This is a genomic window from Sphingomonas sp. TREG-RG-20F-R18-01 (assembly GCF_022662475.1).
In the GTDB taxonomy this organism is placed as follows: domain Bacteria; phylum Pseudomonadota; class Alphaproteobacteria; order Sphingomonadales; family Sphingomonadaceae; genus Sphingomonas.
The window spans coordinates 206,978-224,030 of record NZ_JAKNQQ010000001.1; the positions used below are offsets into that span (position 1 = coordinate 206,978).

At 65.1% G+C, this 17,053-nt stretch carries 15 protein-coding genes; 9 read left to right on the plus strand and 6 right to left on the minus strand.

Annotation, left to right across the window (positions count from 1 at the left end; all coding sequences use genetic code 11):
• The first annotated feature begins 258 nt into the window (after nt 1-258).
• Nucleotides 259-915: a PEPxxWA-CTERM sorting domain-containing protein gene (locus L8K25_RS01005; RefSeq protein WP_242137068.1), complete on the plus strand. Its 657-nt coding sequence runs from the start codon at nt 259-261 to the stop codon at nt 913-915.
• A 281-nt stretch (nt 916-1,196) separates the two neighbouring features.
• Here L8K25_RS01005 and L8K25_RS01010 read toward each other — a convergent pair whose 3' ends face one another.
• Together L8K25_RS01010 and L8K25_RS01015 are read right to left on the minus strand one after the other, a co-directional pair.
• Nucleotides 1,197-2,399 (minus strand): hypothetical protein, encoded by a 1,203-nt coding sequence (locus L8K25_RS01010; RefSeq protein WP_242137069.1) that lies wholly within the window; start codon nt 2,397-2,399, stop codon nt 1,197-1,199.
• A 71-nt stretch (nt 2,400-2,470) separates the two neighbouring features.
• Entirely contained in the window at nt 2,471-3,841 is a 1,371-nt protein-coding gene (locus L8K25_RS01015) for a cation:proton antiporter (protein WP_242137070.1), read from the minus strand.
• A gap of 45 nt (nt 3,842-3,886) precedes the next feature.
• Between L8K25_RS01015 and L8K25_RS01020 the strand changes: the two genes are divergently transcribed.
• Both L8K25_RS01020 and L8K25_RS01025 read left to right on the plus strand, forming a co-directional pair.
• Nucleotides 3,887-4,276 (plus strand): type II toxin-antitoxin system Phd/YefM family antitoxin, encoded by a 390-nt coding sequence (locus L8K25_RS01020; RefSeq protein ID WP_242137071.1) that lies wholly within the window; start codon nt 3,887-3,889, stop codon nt 4,274-4,276.
• On the plus strand, nt 4,276-4,773 hold the full coding sequence (locus L8K25_RS01025; protein ID WP_242137072.1) for a PIN domain-containing protein: 498 nt from the start codon (nt 4,276-4,278) through the stop codon (nt 4,771-4,773). Before L8K25_RS01020 ends, L8K25_RS01025 begins: the two co-directional genes overlap by 1 nt.
• A 1-nt stretch (nt 4,774) precedes the next feature.
• Here L8K25_RS01025 and L8K25_RS01030 read toward each other — a convergent pair whose 3' ends face one another.
• Both L8K25_RS01030 and L8K25_RS01035 read right to left on the minus strand, forming a co-directional pair.
• Entirely contained in the window at nt 4,775-6,307 is a 1,533-nt protein-coding gene (locus L8K25_RS01030; protein WP_242137073.1) for a tryptophan halogenase family protein, read from the minus strand.
• A 60-nt stretch (nt 6,308-6,367) separates the two neighbouring features.
• On the minus strand, nt 6,368-7,831 hold the full coding sequence (locus L8K25_RS01035) for a sulfotransferase (protein ID WP_242137074.1): 1,464 nt from the start codon (nt 7,829-7,831) through the stop codon (nt 6,368-6,370).
• A gap of 183 nt (nt 7,832-8,014) precedes the next feature.
• Here L8K25_RS01035 and L8K25_RS01040 point away from each other — a divergent pair, with 183 nt between their 5' ends.
• Nucleotides 8,015-9,214 carry an NF038122 family metalloprotease gene (locus L8K25_RS01040; protein ID WP_242137075.1) on the plus strand — a complete coding sequence of 400 codons (1,200 nt, stop codon included), beginning with the start codon at nt 8,015-8,017 and terminating at the stop codon, nt 9,212-9,214.
• Nucleotides 9,215-9,372: 158 nt separating this feature from the next.
• Here the strand turns inward: L8K25_RS01040 and L8K25_RS01045 are convergent, their stop codons facing one another.
• The gene (locus tag L8K25_RS01045) at nt 9,373-9,720 is read right to left on the minus strand and encodes a hypothetical protein (RefSeq protein ID WP_242137076.1); all 348 of its coding nucleotides are present in this window, start codon (nt 9,718-9,720) and stop codon (nt 9,373-9,375) included.
• Nucleotides 9,721-9,882: 162 nt separating this feature from the next.
• Here L8K25_RS01045 and L8K25_RS01050 point away from each other — a divergent pair, with 162 nt between their 5' ends.
• The 3 genes from L8K25_RS01050 to L8K25_RS01060 all read left to right on the plus strand — a co-directional run bounded on the left by L8K25_RS01050 (nt 9,883) and on the right by L8K25_RS01060 (nt 13,561).
• Complete coding sequence (locus L8K25_RS01050) at nt 9,883-10,236, plus strand: hypothetical protein (protein WP_242137077.1); 354 nt, start codon at nt 9,883-9,885, stop codon at nt 10,234-10,236.
• Nucleotides 10,237-10,313: 77 nt separating this feature from the next.
• Nucleotides 10,314-11,195, plus strand: a complete 882-nt coding sequence (locus L8K25_RS01055; protein WP_242137078.1) for a transporter — start codon at nt 10,314-10,316, stop codon at nt 11,193-11,195.
• A gap of 131 nt (nt 11,196-11,326) precedes the next feature.
• On the plus strand, nt 11,327-13,561 hold the full coding sequence (locus tag L8K25_RS01060) for a hypothetical protein (RefSeq protein WP_242137079.1): 2,235 nt from the start codon (nt 11,327-11,329) through the stop codon (nt 13,559-13,561).
• A gap of 49 nt (nt 13,562-13,610) precedes the next feature.
• Here the strand turns inward: L8K25_RS01060 and L8K25_RS01065 are convergent, their stop codons facing one another.
• Nucleotides 13,611-14,354, minus strand: coding sequence for a dienelactone hydrolase family protein (locus L8K25_RS01065; RefSeq protein WP_242137080.1), 744 nt, complete (start codon nt 14,352-14,354; stop codon nt 13,611-13,613).
• A gap of 231 nt (nt 14,355-14,585) precedes the next feature.
• Here L8K25_RS01065 and L8K25_RS01070 point away from each other — a divergent pair, with 231 nt between their 5' ends.
• Both L8K25_RS01070 and L8K25_RS01075 read left to right on the plus strand, forming a co-directional pair.
• The gene (locus L8K25_RS01070) at nt 14,586-15,395 is read left to right on the plus strand and encodes a methyltransferase domain-containing protein (protein WP_242137081.1); all 810 of its coding nucleotides are present in this window, start codon (nt 14,586-14,588) and stop codon (nt 15,393-15,395) included.
• Between the two features lie 229 nt (nt 15,396-15,624).
• Nucleotides 15,625-17,043 (plus strand): MFS transporter, encoded by a 1,419-nt coding sequence (locus L8K25_RS01075; RefSeq protein ID WP_242137082.1) that lies wholly within the window; start codon nt 15,625-15,627, stop codon nt 17,041-17,043.
• Nucleotides 17,044-17,053: the final 10 nt, after the last annotated feature.

Here is a 17,053-nt window from a genome sequence, read left to right on the forward strand (position 1 = left end):
CATGTGACAGCACTGTGAAAATTGCTTCATAAAGGAAATTTTAACCGCTAGCTGTCGCGCCGCGTCGGCTGCGGCCGCCTCGCACCGGCAAATTCCCCTTATTGCCTGGGTTTATGGTGCGTCTCTCGACAAGGTTCAGGGCGCTAAAGCGATCCGGCATCGACACTGCTGCTTGGTCAATGTCGCAGGATTGCAACAATGCGCCGATAATGGCGCCGCAATCGCGTCGTTATGTGTAGTGTTACAGGGGTGTATGTCATGAAGTGTGTGTCTGTTGTTCTGTCGGCCTGCGTCCTTGCGTTCGGCGCCACTGCCGCCTCTGCTACCACGACGGTGAGCATCGTTTCGGGCAATCGTGGCGTCACTGTCCTAGGCGGCGGCCCCGTTGCCCAGACGTTCGTCGCGACCGATTCGCTGCTGACCAATTTCGGCTTCCAGTTCGCTACAACAAGCGCTTCGCAAACCACCGCGAACGTGACCTTTTCCCTCCTTGCGGGGAACGGCCTCGGCGGCACCGCGCTGACCAGCAGCACGGCAAACCTCGCTGGCCTCCAGTTCCGCACGGGGACGATGTTCTACGACGTCTTCAACGGCAGCGTCGCGCTGACGGCGGGACAGACCTATACCGCGCTGCTGACCACGACCTCGGCGAACCTCGCCCTGATGTTCGGTCCTGCGCTGGCGCAAACGAGCAACCTCGATGCCTATGCAGGCGGCAGCCTGATCCAGAAGAATACCAACGATACGTCGTGCAACACGGGCGTGTGCGACGCCAATTTCCGCTTCACGACGACCGCCGCGCCGGTTGCGGCGGTGCCGGAGACGGCGACCTGGATGATGCTGCTGGCCGGTTTCGGCATGGTCGGCGCGGGTCTGCGCTACCGCCGTCGTACCATGGCCGTCCGCTTCGCCTGACCGCACCAGCGAAGACGGATGGCGGTCAATTGCCCGCTATCCGTCGGACTGGCCGGCCCGGTGGGGACAGAGCTCCAAGAGCGAGACATCCCGATAACGCTCGCCACAACCAGTGCGCTGGCTGCGTTGCAGGGTGCGCGGTACGCATCCGTTTACGCCCAGACGATCGAGGGCACGGCTCCGCCGTGGCGCACCGCTGGACATGATCGACATTGCGTTGGGCCAGCCGCCCGCCCCGCTGGCGAAGCGGCTGGCCGGACGCCGACCGGAAGCGCGGCTAGTTACAGGACCCAGTCCGCCTCCAGCCACATCTTGTCCGTATCGGTCGCAAACGCCTCGGCGCGGTAGCGCGCATAGCGCGCCGACAGTGCGGTGTGGCCGCGCTTGATGCTCGCGAGCACGTCCCATTCATCGCCGTAATGCTGATCGAGCCGATCGCTGCGGAAGCGGTGGTAGGTCGTCGACAGCCCGATCGCATCGAGCGGCCCCACCTTCTTCCAGCCCAGCGCGCCGGTGGCGTAAAGATCGCGGATGCCGTTGGCGGGCGTCGTCGTGAACTTGTCGGCCCATCCCTGGAATTTGAACAGGCTCGCCAGCGGCGTCTGCACGCTGGTCAGTGCCCGGCCGTCGTCCGCGCCGAGGACTTCCTGGCCAACCGTAGCCGTCACAGGACCGGCCGTCCCGCTGCCCTCGAGCAACCAATAGCTGGCAGCGTAATGGTTGGGATTACGGTGCCAGTCGCTCTGGCGCGCATAGCTGGCGGCATAGGCGATGCCGATGCCATGGCCGAGCTGCCGCGTATCGACGAGCCTGACACCGTACGTCTGGCTTTCCAGCTGGAAACCCTGCACCGCCGCATCGTCCTGGTCGACCAGATAGGCGAACCCGGTCAGGGTGCCGATCGGGCTGTGCAAGCCGGCCAGCGCAAACACGTTGTTCCCGCCGATCGACTGCGGCCGCGCGCCGGACCCGTTGATTCCGTTGATCGACCGGTCCGACCACGCATAGGTGACATCCGCAAAGATCCGCTTGGGATCGCCCCATTGGAACCGCGCGGCATCGTACGTCTGCTGATTCTGCCGGAAGCTGGACGAACCGACGAACCGCTGGTCCGCGAGTTCCACGACCTGTCGACCGGCCGTGACCGTGACCCCGTGCGCTGCATAGCGCAGCTGCGCGCGGTTGAGTTCGATATTCTGCGGATCGGCGACCAGCGGGAAGCCGGTTCGGCCGTTTGTGCCATTATTGTAGCGCTCGACGATCGCCAGGGTCGCCTCGCTCTCGACCAGTGCCTGGAACGGGCCCGACTCGGCTGCAAGGCCGGCGCGGACCCGGGCCGTCAGGGCCTCGGCATCGCGCGGAATGTCGGCTTGATCGACGTCCTCGAAGCGCAGCCGGGCATCGATCAGCGGCTTCAACTGGATGTCCTGTGCGGAAGCGGCGCTGCTCAACAGCGCCACCGCGGCAAGCGGCCACTTCTTCATCGTCACGTCTTTCTGAAAACGGGTGTAGAAACGGGCGCCGCTGCTGTCGGTCGCCCGTCCGGGAGGATGGTTCAGGCCACCCTTGCGAGCGTCCCGTCGAGCGCGACGAGTTCGCCGCTCTGCCGCCCCTTACGGCCATAAAACAGTTCAAACAACGGGGTAGCCATCACTGTTGTGACGATTGCCATCAGCACCAGCATCGCGAACAACGTCGGACCGATGATGCCTTTCTGCAAACCGATGTTGATGATGATCAGCTCCATCAGGCCGCGCGAGTTCATCAGCGCGCCGATCCCCAGGGCCGTGCGGTTGTCCTCACCCGACAGCCGCGCCGCGAGATAGCAGGCGCCGCCCTTGGCGAGGATCGAAACCACCAGGATACCGAGCGCGATCAGCAGCAACGGGATCGAGTTCACCATGTCCATCCGCGTGTTGAGGCCCGAATAGGTGAAGAACATCGGCAGCAGCAGCACGACCGCTAGGGGTTCGACCTTGCGCTTGATCTCGATCGTCAAAAGGCCACGCGGCATCACGGCGCCAATGATGAATCCGCCGAAGATCGCATGGATGCCGACCAGGTCCATCAGGAACGCCGAGAGGCAGAACGCGGCGAGGATCACGGCAAGGACGGCATAATTCATCTCGCCCTCGCGTTCGACGATTCGGGCGAGCGGTGCGAACAGGCGCGGACCTGCGACCACCACTATCAACGCCCACAACAGCCCCCCGCCGATTGCCAGGATCGCCACGCCGGGCCCGCCGCCGAACGTCGCGAGGACGATCGCCAGGACACACCACGAACACGCGTCGTCGAACGCCCCGGCCGTCAGCGACAGCGTGCCGAGCGCGCTGTCCGCCAATCCACGCTCGTTGATGATGCGGGCGAGCATCGGAAAGGCGGTCAGCGCGATACACGCACCAAGGAACAGCGTGGCATTCGCCTGGCTGACGTGCGGCGCGAACAGGCCGGGCACCGTCAGAAGCGCGGGCGTTATCAAAACCGCCGCGCCGAAGGGCGCTGCAATCCCCGCGAACGATACCATCGATGCGCTTCGCGCCTTGGCCCGAAAATGGTCAAGGCGCAGCGTGGTGCCCACCAGGAACATGTAGAGCCCGACGCCGAGCTGCGCGCCGGCATACAGGACGTTCTTGGTTTCCTTCGGGAAGATCATGGTCTGCAGGTCCGGAAACGCCAGACCGAGCAACGACGGACCAAGCACCACGCCGGCGATCATCTCGCCGACGACCTGGGGTTGGCCCAGCAGCTTCTTGCCGAGCCATCCGACGCAGCGGCACGCCAGCAGGATGATCGCGAGTTGCAGGAAGAAATGGATGCTGAAGTCACCCGCCGTGTAGCTCGCCGGCGTAGCGACGGCCGCGGGTCCGTGCGGCGACAGCACGCCGCTGACCGTCTTGCCCAAACTTTCGATCCAGCCTTGCATACAACCCCCGCCCCGACATGCCGACCGCATGCTCTCGAGCGTCGCATGAAGATCATCGCCTGCGGGACCTGCAAGCCGTTTGTTGACCAGCCCGGCATTATTCCGGAGCGCTCGCCGAAAGCGTTGCACGGTCGCCACATTGTAGTAACGTACCTACATCGGAACACTCGTTTGACGGCGCACCAGTCGATGAAAATCCTTAGTAGCCGCCTGTTCAACCAGGATGTCAGCCAGGCAAAACGGATGGCGCGACTCGAGCCGGTCTTCGTCACCGACCGCGGAAAACCGACGCACGTCCTCATGGGCATCGAGGCGTTTCGTCAGCTGGCGGGCCAGACCGAAACGGTCATCGAGCTGCTCGCGATGGAGGATCCGGTGCTCGTGGAACCGGACTGGCGCGCCCTTGGCGGTCGAAGCGGGAAGCGATCCGACTGATGCATCTGCTCGATACCGCGGTGGTGTGGGAATTGCGGGGCGCAAAGGCGGGCCGTGGCGATCCCGCCCTGACACAATGGGCATTGGCACAGGCCCGGACGACTCTGTTGCTGTCGGCGATGACGCTGGCCGAACTCGGCGCGGGTGCCGCCCAGATCGAGCGCGCTGACAAAGTCGGCGCGGCGGCGATCCGGCGCTGGATCGTGGACCGCGTCCTCCCGGCGTTCGACGGGCGCATCCTGCCCGTCGACGCGCAGGTAGCGCGCCGCGCAACCGAGCTTGGCTATGCCGACATGCGCGACGGCCTGATCGCGGCGACCGCGCTCGAACACGGGCTCACCTTGGCAACGCGGCATGAGGCGGCCTTTCGTGCGGGTCGCGTCAAGACCGTCAATCCCTGGGGCTATACCGCCGACCCCGCAGGCGACGACAGCGACTGGCGACAGGCGACGCGCGCCGGACCGCTGTGGCTCAAGAACCTGTTCGTGCGCGGATAGGCTATCGGTCGGAAGAGGCCGATCGGGCAAATTGCTCGACCAGCGCGCGGTGCGACGGCAGTTCGAGGATGGCGCGTTCGCCATAGGATTTGACCCGCTCGAACAGGCGCTGCGCGGCGGCGACGTCCGGGAAATCGTTTTCACCGCCCGACAGATCGGTACGGAAACCCATCCCGTACAGGATGTACTGATAATTGAAGAAGGCGAACGACTCGACGTCGAGTTGGAAATCGAAACGGCTGGGCGGCCGAAATTGCCATTGCTCCAGCAACTCCTGCAAGGCGGGCGGTATCGACGAGGGGTCGGCATTGTCTCGCCAGAACGGCTCCGGACGTCGACTGAGACAGTAATGCAGCTTCAGGAAATTGACGATTGCGGCGTAGCGCGCGGCCATCAGCGCGTTGAACCGCCGCGCGGGAAGATCGATCGGCCCCTGATGCGGAAACAGTTCCGCGATCATCCCCACCGCCGCCTCGATCATCACGACCCCAGTCGATTCCAGCGGCTCGAGAAACCCGCCCGCAAGGCCCACCGCAACGCAATTGCCGATCCAGGGCTGCTCGCGGTACCCCGCCGAAAAGCTCAAGTTCCGCAGCGCCAGGTCGCCGACGCCTGCGCCGACATGCGCCGCCAGGATAGCGCTCGCGCGGTCGTCATCCATGTACCGGCTGGAATAGACGCAACCGACCCCGCGCGCGCTCGCCAGACCGATGTCCCAAATCCAGCCGGCTTCATGCGCTGTCGCGATCGTGTAGCTTTCGATCGGCGCGTCCGGGCGTTCGTACGGCACCTTGCAGCTGATGGCCCGGTCGGCAAACAGGTACGGCGCGACGGAACGAAAGGGCGAGCCGAGCGCCCGGCCGATCAATTCCGCGCGGAACCCCGTGCAGTCGATGAACAGGTCAGCGGTCAGCGCGCCATGCTCGGTCTCGACATGATCGATCCGTCCCGCGGCGGTCAAAACGACATCCGTCACCCGCCCCGTGCCATGGTCGACGCCAAGCTGGCGGGCGCGATCTGCCAGAACCTGCGACAGGCGCACCGCATCGAAATGATAGGCGTAATTGAGCGGCCCCGCGAAGTCCCCCTCGCCGGGCTGCTTGGGCCCGCGCCGCGCTTCCGCGACGCGGTTCTGGATCGTCACGGCCTCCGCAAAGGCGGGCCGGGCGGCATCATCGCGCAGCAGCCAATACGGGACGAGGCTGGTATCCTCGGTACAGAATGGCGGCTCGAAGGGATGGAAGTAGGACGCATGCCGCCCTGCCCCGGCAGGCTCCAGCCAGTCGGTAAAGCGCACCCCCTGTTTGAACGTTGCGGCAGCCCCGCGCACGAACACGCCCTCGTCGATGCCAAGGAACCGCAGCGTTTCGCGGATCGTGGGAAAGGTGCCTTCCCCGACACCGATGATGCCGATCTCCGGGGATTCGAGCAGGGTGATCCGGATCGACGGGCCCAGCGCCTTGGCCAGATACGCGGCGGTCAACCACCCTGCGGTGCCGCCGCCGATGATCAGAATGGTGTTCCGCCGCCCCATCCCTGACGCATAGCGCGGGGCGTTACCCGGCAACAGCCCCGGGCGTCGGTCGACCGCCGATTATGCGAACGGATACGCCGCCGTGAACGGCTGCAGGAAGGACCGATAGGGCTCCGCAACGCCAAGCCCGTCCCGATTGATCGGCCGGCGGACCTGAAGCGCGCTGGCAGTCGCGACCCGTCGCTGGGTCAGGTGCGGCGCGTAGACGCCCTGTTCCTCGTCCAGTCCGCAATGCTCCAGCAGCCGCGCCGTCCATTCGGCCGGCGCCTCGACCAATGCGCCGTACGGTACGACCAGCAACCGGTCGCCCAGCAGCGACTTCCAGAAGTGCATGAGCTGGTCCTCCAGCGCGAAATGATGCGCGATATCGGCAAGGTCGAAGCTCCAGCCGACGCCGTGGATGAAAAAGGTGCGAAAGCACGACCAGGCATTGTCGAGCGGATCCCGCCGCATCCAGACCAGCGGCGCGTCGGGCAGCACCGTCGCGATCAGTCCGACGAAGCGACTGGCATCGATCGTCTTGTCGACGATGCGACCGCTCGGTCCGAAACGCTCGGACAACAGGTGAAGGTAGAGCGACCCCAGACTGTCCAGCGTGCCGCCGTTCGCCAGATATCGCCCGATCGCGCTGCCCGAATTGCCACCCGCTGCAACCGCGACGTGCTGCAGGATATTGAGCTCCCCGCCGTCCTGCACCGCGCTGTGGCTGGCCAGGATCTGTTCCACCAAGGTCGTCCCGGAACGGGGCAGGCCCGTCACGAAGATCGGGCGGCTGGTGTCGATCGCCACGGGTGTGCCGGACCGATCGAGCCGTCCGTCCGCGAAGCCTTCCATCGCCGCGGCGGCGTTTGCCGCATCGGCCTGGCGACTGTACGGCGATGCCGCCTTGAGCAGTGCAGCACCGCGCGCGAAGGCGGCAAAGGCGCCGGCGTGATCGCCGCGGTCGGCATGCAGTTTGCCCAGCGCGTAGCAATAGCGCGCGAGATCGCCCGCCCCTTGCCGCTCCGCCACGCCGGCCTCGGCCAGAAGCTGATCCCCGATCGGGCTGTCCGCCAGATTGACCGCCGAAGCGAGCGACAGCCAGGCCGGCCCCCAACCCGGCCGATGACGCAGCGCCTCGAGCAAATGGGCCCGGGCCTCGTCGACGCGCCCCAGGGTCATCGCCGTGTTGCCGAGCACATAGGCATGACCGCCCGGATCGGGCACGTCCCGCGGCAGCTGCGCCAACAGATCGTGCGCTTCCTGCAAGCGATGCGCCTGCGTCAGCAAAACGACCTTGGAATAGCGCGCCATCGGCGTGTTGCCGGCGGCCGCGATGAACGCGTCGATCGCCCGCAGCGCGAGCGTCAGTTCCCCGCTCACCTGCATCAGTTGCGAAATTGCTTTCCAGTGGCTGCCAAGGCGCATGTTCTGGTCGAGCATTCGGGTCACGACATGGGTCGTTTCGGCACGATCGCGTCGGTCCAGCGCCGCCTTCAGGTGCTCAAGGATCGCCGGCAGCGCAGTCGGTGTCGTCACAGTCATCGCCCTTATCGATCTTTCTCTTCGGTACATCTGCCGGCGCGCCATGCCATCGCCGCGACCGATCCCTCACATTACAACGGGTTGACAAACTGTCACGGTCGCAACATTCCTTTCGTTAACGGAGCGTTAACCGACCGATTTGAGTCGTGTGGCAGCTCCGTTGGGTAATCAAGGGGGCAACCTATGCGTTTCAAGAATATTCTGGCTTCCGGAGCCGCGGCGTTCCTTATCGCGTCCGTGCCGGCTTCGGCGACGACCATCAACCTGATCGACCTCGGCGGTGTAAAGGGCTCTCAGGCAGAACAGGGGTTCAAGATTGCGGCGTCCTATTGGGGGTCGATGTTTACCAATAACGCGGTGATCAATCTGGGTGTCGGCTTCGCGCCCTTGGCCACCGGCATCATCGGCTCGACCGGCAGCACGCGCGTCGATTACGGCGTTGCGCAGTGGGAATCGCAGGTCAACGCGACCAAGAGCGGTTCGACCATCGACAAGAACATCGTCCTGCCGTCGCTCAACAACGGCGGCGCGAGCTTCATCACCAACGGCACGACGACCACCAACGGCAAAACCAACGACGATGCCAGCAAGCTGGCATACAATCCCGGTGCAACGGCGAGCAGCCAGACGCTGTACATGAACACGTCGGTGGTCAAGGCGATCGGCGGCGACACCGGCCTGGCAGCCGGCACGCGCGACGGCAACGTCACGTTCAGCAGCAACTTCAACTTCGACTTCAACCCGACCGATGGCATCTCGGACAACACCTTCGATTTCATCGGGGTAGCAATCCACGAGATTGGTCACGCGCTGGGCTTCGTCTCGGGTGTCGATTTCCTCGACGTCTATGCACTCGGCAAGGGTCCGTCGGCGGGCACCCTCGGCTACAGCCTGAACGACACGTCGATCTACAGCGCGCTCGACATGTTCCGGTACAGCACCGACCCGACGAACGTCGTCCTCGGCACCAAGCCGGTGCTCGATCTGTCGGTCGGGGGAACGAAGTACTTCTCGGTCGATGGCGGCAAGACCGCGCTGTTCAACAACACCTTCTCCACCGGCCGGTATAATGGCGACGGGCAGCAGGCGTCGCACTGGAAGGACACGCCGGGTTGCGCCGTGGGTAACGGCATCATGGACCCGACCTTCTGCTACAGCCAGACGGGCGCGGTGACGGGTCTCGACCTGGCGGCGTTCGATGCGATGGGGTGGAACCTCAGCGTCGACGCGCTGTCGTACAAGACGACATCGACGGCGCAGATCTACAGCATGTTCGCGGCGTCGGTTCCCGAGCCGGCAACGTGGGGGATGATGCTGGTCGGCTTCGGACTGGTCGGCGGGACGATGCGCCGCCGGGCGCCCAAGGTCCGCTACGCGGTCTGAACGATTACGGTCGACAAGGAAAAGGCGCTGCCGGTCCGACGACCGGCAGCGCCTTTTTTATATGCGAGACGCCGATGCGGTGAGCTTTTTCGCGCTACGTGCCACGCTCCCCGCTCGCGCGGGGCGAACGGAACTACCCGTCCGCCCGCGCGATCAGCTCATTTCGCGAGGGCGCGCAATCGCGCTTCGGCGCGGCTGGCGCGTGCGGCGCAGGCGTTCATCTGAGATGCCGCTTGCGCCGCGACGATCTTGCGGTTTTGCCCGGCAATCGCCGCCTTCACCTGTGCCGGGTCGCGCGAATCCAGTCGTCCCATGAAATAGGATCCCACCGACGCACCGACCTGCCGACCGTGCGCGTCGGTCGATTTCGAGGCGAGGGCATTGCTCAGCAACACGCACCGCACTTCATCGACGACCGTCTGTGCGTGGGCCGACCCCGACAGGCCGACCGCCGCCAGGATCGAATAGGCGATCGCGGCGCGCCGTGGAACGTAGTTTGGCTTCATGGTTATTCCTCCCCTTTTCCGGCAGCTTACCCGTTATTTCGAACCGATCAAGATGACCAGCGCGGTATCGGATCACCCCTTTGCGCATGCCGGGAAGCGCGCCCGAGGAACGACTGCGCCCGTGCACCGTTGAGCATCCGCAACAATCGGGATCGATCTACGATGAAAGCTCTCCTACCCTTCGCCGCGCTCCTGTCGCTCGGTACGTCTGCCGCGTTCGCGCAGAGCACTACGCAATCGGCCAATGCGGAAGCCGCCGCGCGAGCTGCCGCGCCCAGCGCCGCCGATGCGGTCAATGCCCGCAACCAGGCGCAATATGAGAGCGACATGGCGAGTTACGCGCGCTCACTGCGGGCTAACCATCGCGAGGCAGTCCGCGACGAGGTCCATTACGATCATCAGCGGCGCGCTTATGCCGACGCGATGGCGGACTGGCGGAACCAGGTGTATGCGTGCCGTCACGGTCACACCCGGGCGTGCAAGGCACCTACGCCGAACCCGGCCAACTATTACTGAGCCCGTACGGTTCGGACCGATGCACATCAACCAATCACAACTTGCTCCGGACCGTAAGTGCTCGCAATGGATCGGGAATGAGATACGTGTCGTTTCCGTCTAAGTCCGCCGTGCGCCTCGGCGCCTTGTTGTTCGTGGCGCTGGCCGCTCCCTTGCACGCACAGGAGGCGGCCAAGGGCGACCCGGCCCAGGGCACCGGGCCGTTGCCGCCCAACGTCGCGCCGGATCCGACGCCGATCTGTACCGATCGGCCGACGAAGGCGACCACGACCTGCACCGTTCCCGCAGGGGCGGTGCAGATCGAAACGGACCTGATCAACTGGACCCGCGAAACGCAGGACGGGGTGCGCACCGATACCCTGCTGTACACCAACCCGACGGTCAAATACGGCATCGGCAAGCATACCGACATCCAGATCAACATCGCGCCGTATGAGACGGTGCGTTCGCGCATGCCCGACGGGTCGGTGACGACCGATCGCGGGATCGGTGATCTCTACGTCCGCGCCAAGCAGAAGCTGACCGTCGACAAGTCCAAGACGCAAGTCTCGCTGGTGGGGTTCGTAAAGGCACCGACGGCCGGGTCGGTTCTGGGTAACGGCGCGTGGGAAGGCGGGGCCATCGTGCCGGTCAACGTTCCGCTGCCCTTCAAGTTCACGCTCACCACGAGCCCGGAGCTGGACATTGCCGGCGATCAGGCCGTGTCCGGCGGGCACCATGCCGAACTCGCGAATCTCATCAACCTGTCGCACCCCGTCGGCAAGAACGCGACCGTCTATGCCGAGCTTTGGACCAAGGAAAGTTTCGAGCCGCGCAACAACAGCCAGCAATATTCGGCGGACGTCGCTGCGTCCTACCAGTTGACGAAAACGCTGCAGCTGGATGCCGCCGCCTATATCGGGCTTAACCGGGAAACGCCCGGGCTCCAGCTCTATACCGGGATTTCGACCCGGTTCTGATCCGCCGAAACGTCGGCTGGATCCGCCGCCTGGTCGACCGGCGGCATTGAATGGACCTGTCCCTTGCGTGTCACATCTTCGGCGCATCCTCTCGGGCGAGACGCTGAAGCGACTCGCAAGGGGGAGCGACCATGCTGGACACGCGGCGTCACGACTTCAGCTCGTTGTCCATTCGGGATTTGCTCGAAGCGCGAGAGGCCTATCATGTGCACCTCGCGCACCTGAGCCAGGTCTACGCCACCGCGATCGGCAAATATCTGATCCGCAAGGGCGATGAGAACAGCAGCGATCCGCGGCATCGCACCGATCCCGCCGAGCTCGGTCCCAGAACACTCGACAATTGCGACGTCAGGGACTGGTCGTGGCCGTGCGTGTTGGTGTTCGTGCGCCATTGGTTCACACCGAAGGAAATCCAGGCAAATCCCGCACTCGCAACCGAACTGGTGCCGTCGTTCCTGTATCTGCCCGACGGCCGGGTCGTCCCGACCTGCGTGGTCCAGGTCGATCCCGATGTTCGACCGGAGACCAGCCCGGCCACGCCCGACTTCAAGAGCGATCTGGTCGGGGGCGGGTTTCCGATCCGGTCGAGCGCTCAGGGGCGTACGCACGTCGGCTCGATCGGCTGCCTGGTCACCGACGGGGAGAGCGTGTTCGCCTTGACGAACCGGCATGTCGCGGGATCGCCCGGGCAGGTGATTTACGCCGGCTTCAAGAACCAGGCGCGCCGCCTCGGCGTGAGCGATCCCCGACAACTCGGCAAGGTCCCCTTCGAGGAAGCCTATCCCGGCTGGACGGCGCACCGGTCGGTGTCGAACCTCGACGCCGGGCTGATTCGGCTCGATGACGTGGCGGGCTGGACGGCGCAGGTCTATGGGATCGGCGAAATCGGGGACGTGGTGGATCTCAACGTCGACACGTTCCGGCTCGACCTGATCGACTGCCCGCTGGTCGCGTTCGGTGCGGTGAGCGGGATGATGAAGGGACGCATCCTCGGCCTCTTCTATCGGTATAAAAGCGTCGGTGGGACCGACTATGTCACCGATCTGGTGATCGCCCCGCGCGACGGCGAAACCGCGCTCAACAACTATCCCGGCGACTCCGGCACGATCTGGTTCGAGGACGAGGCGTCGGCGTTGACCAACGCGAACGGCGCGCGCAAACTGCGGCCCGTTGCGCTCGAATGGGGCGGGCAGGTCCTGCTGGCCCCCGGGTCGCGTGCCGCGACGCAACTGGCCCTCGGCATCTGCCTGTCGACGATCTGCCGCACGCTCGACGTGGAAGTGATCCCTGACTGGAACGTCGGCCACACCGAATATTGGGGCGAATGGGGCCACGTAAAGATCGGCAGCTACGCCACCAGCCTGATCGAGCCGGAACTTTCGCTGGCGGCATCGATACAGGCCAATGCAGACGTGATCGGGGTCGACGATGCGGTGCTGAAGACGCTGCCCCCGCATCAAAACGGCACCTTCTCCCCGCTTGCCGACGTTGCCGATCTGGTTTGGCGGTTCGGTCGGCCCAGCGACGAGAGCAATCATTTCGCCGACATGGACAAGCCGGGCAAGGACGGCAGGACACTGCTCGAGCTGTGCGCAGATCCCGCCAATGTCGATCCGGGTGTGTGGAATGCCTATTACGACGGGATCGGCGAAGACAAGAAACGCGGCGCACTGCCGTTCCGGGTGTGGCAGATCGCCGAAGCGATGATCGGCTATGCCGAAAACAACCGGGCGCTTGAGTTCGTCTGTGCCGCCGGCATCGTCGCGCATTATGTCGGGGACGCATGCCAGCCGCTGCACATCTCGCAATATCACCATGGCCGCGATCCGACCGACAAGACGCATTCCAAGGTTCACAGCATCTATGAAACGACGATGGTCGCCAAGCACGGTGCAGCGCTGCTGGAAATGATCCCGAACGCCGGAGCCGCGGATGTCCCGCCGATTGAGCCCGGGGGCAAGCCGAGCGGCCACGCTATCGCGGTAGCGGTCGTCGCGCTGATGCAACGAACCGTCGATCGCCTCCCGCCCCTCACGATCGTGGAGGCGTTCGACGATCATATGGGTGCCGGTCAAACCGAGGAATTGTGGAACGAACTCAAAGACAAAACCGCCGCTTGCATGCAAGATGGCGCCAAGACGCTTGCCAGGATCTGGGAAGCCGCCTGGCGTGCGGGCGGGTCACCGGACTTCGGACGCGTAGCCTTTGCCGAAGATGACCTTGCCGCACTCTACTCCCGAAAGAGCTTCCTTCCGTCCTACACGCTCGACCAGCTCACCACGGACGCTGATCACCACATCGTTCCGATCGACGGCGCAATCGCCAACGGACAGGTGGCGTTTCGACCAAGACACGGGACGGCTTGACCCCCGCCTTCGACCAATGGCGGCGCCCCCATGATCACCATCGCCGTCGCTACAGCAGGGCGCGGCGGTAAAAGTCGAGCGTGAGCGTCATGGCCTGCAGAAACAGCGCCGGATCATAACGCGGTCCTTCATCCCGCAGAAACGCATGCTGTGCGTTCAGTTCGTGCCACGCATAGGATATCCCGAGCGCTTCGAGCCGCGCGCGGATCGTTTCCCGCCCGGCGAATGGAACATGCGGATCCTGCCGTCCCCATACGAACAGCATCTCCGCCTGCAGGTCCGCCATCCGCGTCAGACTGTCGTCCGACCGCCCTTCCCCGAGCGTCCCGGAATGAATGTCGGTCGGATAAAAGCACGCCGCCGCCGACACGCGGGGATCGAGCGCCGCACGATACGCCAGATGACCGCCCAGACAGACGCCGAACGTCGCCAGCTTGCCATTGCACGCCGGATGCTGCGCCAGCGCCGTCAGGCCCGCGTGCGCGTCGGCATCATAACCGGCCACCGGCTTTTGTACCTTCAAGGCATTGCCGCGGTCGGTTCCGGCCTGATCATATGCCAGCACGGTGCCGGCCGGCTCATATTCGTGATACACCTCCGGTACGGCCACGACATAGCCGTTGCCCGCGATCATCGCGGCCAGTCGCCGGATCGGGGCGGTGACCTGATAGATCTCCGAAAAGAGCAGGACGCCCGGTAAACGCCCGTCGATTGCGGGCCGAAAGAGATGCATGCGCATCGGTCCGCCGCCGGCCACGTCGACGTCCTGAAATTCGTCACTGCGCAAGATCATCCGCCGGTCCTCCTTCGCCCATTGAGCGCTGCGACCCGGTCCTAGCGCCCATAAACCCGTGCTGCATACCCGCTCCTGCATGCGACGGCGCGATCATGCACGGTACGAAGGGCATCCCATCCGGACGGTACGGATCGATGCCGCTCAATCGTGTCGCAATCCACGCTTGTGTCGGCCGCCGCGTGGTCGCACTAGAGACGGGCGGTTAGCGCCCAGGCAAGGAAAGACACGATGCGTCCGACAGGTACGACCCTTGGTATCGTTGCGATCACGGTCGCGGTAGCAACCGTTGCGAACGCCCAGGGGCCCGCGATTGCCCCCGAGCTTGCAAAGGCCGTCGCCTCGTCTTCGCGCACCCCGGCGAACGTCGCGCGCGACCGGTACCGCCATCCTGCGCAGACGCTCGCGTTTTTCGGGGTGAAACCGACCGACACGGTCGTGGAGCTGATCCCCGGTGGCGGCTGGTACACCGAAATTCTCGCGCCCTATCTCGGTGCCCGCGGGACCTATTATGCGGCCGGCGGATGGACGAAGGGGCTGGACGCGATCAAGCAGCTGCAGGCGGGCAATCCTGCGGCGTATGGCAAGGTCAAGCTCGCCGCTTTCCCGGCAGCGAACGGGGAACCGATCGTGCCGGCGGGCAGCGCGGATGTCGTGCTGACGTTCCGCAACATCCACAACCTTCGCTTCGCCGGCGTCGACCGGACGCAGGCCGCCTTCGCGGAAATGTTCCGCATGCTGAAGCCGGGCGGGACGCTCGGGATCGTCGAGCACCGGCTTCCCGAAGGCCGGCCCGCCACCGCCGAGGAGAAGAGCGGCTACATGAAGGTGTCCAGCGTGGTCCGCTTTGCCAAGCAGGCGGGGTTCCAGGTTGCCGCCATGTCGGAGATCAACGCAAATCCGAAGGATACGGCGGACTATCCGGAGGGGGTCTGGACCCTGCCTCCCACCTATCAATTGAAAGACAAGGATCGCGCGAAATATGCCGCCATCGGCGAGAGCGACCGGATGACGATCCGCTTCCTCAAACCCAAACGGTGATCGCCCGCGGGGCAGCCAGCCGCGCCTTGGCCTAAGCCACGATCCACTGCGCCGCGCGATGCAGGCGCCGAGACAGGGCGCAATACCCGCGAAACCGCGTGGTTGCCGGCGCAACCGGCCATCCGACCGACGGACAGCGCATCGTAGCGGCCCATGGACGATCGTCTTCGCGATCGTCCCGTGCTACCCGGCACCCGCAAGGCGTCTTCGGGTCCGTCAGGGAGTTACGGTGAGCAACGTCGGTACCCCATCGTGCGATTCGTCGCTCGCGGTCGCGTCCCGTGCCGGTTCCACGGCGTATCCGGGCTGGACGATCGCAGCGACGATGCTGGCATCGAGCCTGGCCTTTATCGACGGCTCGGTGACCAATGTCGCGCTGCCCGCCATCGCCGGCGATTTGAGCGGGGGCGCGGCTGGGTTGTCCTGGGTCATCAACGCCTATCTCCTGCCCCTCTCGGCGTTGTTGCTGCTGGGCGGTGCGGCTGGAGACCAGTTCGGCCGCAAGCGCGCACTGATCGTGGGCATCGTGGTGTTCGCGCTGGCCTCGGTCGGTTGTGCGATGGCGCGCGACCTGAGCCTGTTGTTGGCCGCGCGCGTCCTGCAAGGCATTGGCGCAGCCATTCTCATGCCGAACAGCCTCGGCATCCTGGGAAGCTCGTTCGAAGGAGAAGCCCGCGGTCGCGCCGTCGGGACCTGGGCGGCGGCCGGCGCGATATCGAGCGCGATCGGCCCACCGCTGGGCGGATGGCTGATCGGCAGCATTGGCTGGCGTGCGATTTTCTATCTGAACGTCCCGGTCGCGATCGCCGCAGTCGTGATCGCCGCGCGCTTCGTCGAGGAGAGCGAGCGCGGGGACAGCAGGCTCGACTGGATCGGCGCAGCATTGGCGACGGCGGCCCTGGGCGTGCTGACCTGGTCGCTCACCGCATGGTCGGCCCGACACGCGCTTACGGCGGAAATCTGGATCGGACTGGGCGTCGGGGTGGCGCTCCTGCTGACTTTCCTGCTGCTCGAACATCGGCTGGGCGAACGCGCGATGATGCCGCTCGCGCTGTTCGGTTCGCGCGCGTTCGTCGGGCTGACCGTGCTGACGTTCCTGCTCTACGGGGCGCTGGGCGGACTGCTCGTGCTGCTGCCATATGTGCTGATCACGGGCGGTGGCTATACGCCGCTTCAGGCTGGCCTGGCGCTGCTGCCGTTCTCGATCGTGATCGGCGTCACCTCGCGGCTTGCCGGACGCCTGACGGAACGGATCGGTCCGCGCTGGCCGCTGACGATCGGACCGATCGTGACCGGCCTGGGATTTGCCTTGCTGATGCGGGCGGACCCGCGCGCCAGCTACCTGGCGACGATCTTGCCCGGTGTTGCGGTGATCGCCTTCGGCATGGCGGGCGCCGTCGCGCCGCTGACGACCGCCGTGCTCGCCTCGGTCGATGCTCGCCACACGGGCACGGCATCCGGCTTCAACAGCGCCATCGCGCGAACCGGCGGCCTGATCGCAACCGCGCTCGCGGGCGCCGTGATCGCGGAAACCGGCGCCAGCCTGATCCACGGCTTTCAATTCGGCAGCCTGATCGGGGCGATCATGGCGATCGGAGCCGGCGGGATCGCCTTCATGATGATTCCGGCGCGCACCGGACCGAACTGATACGGTCGGC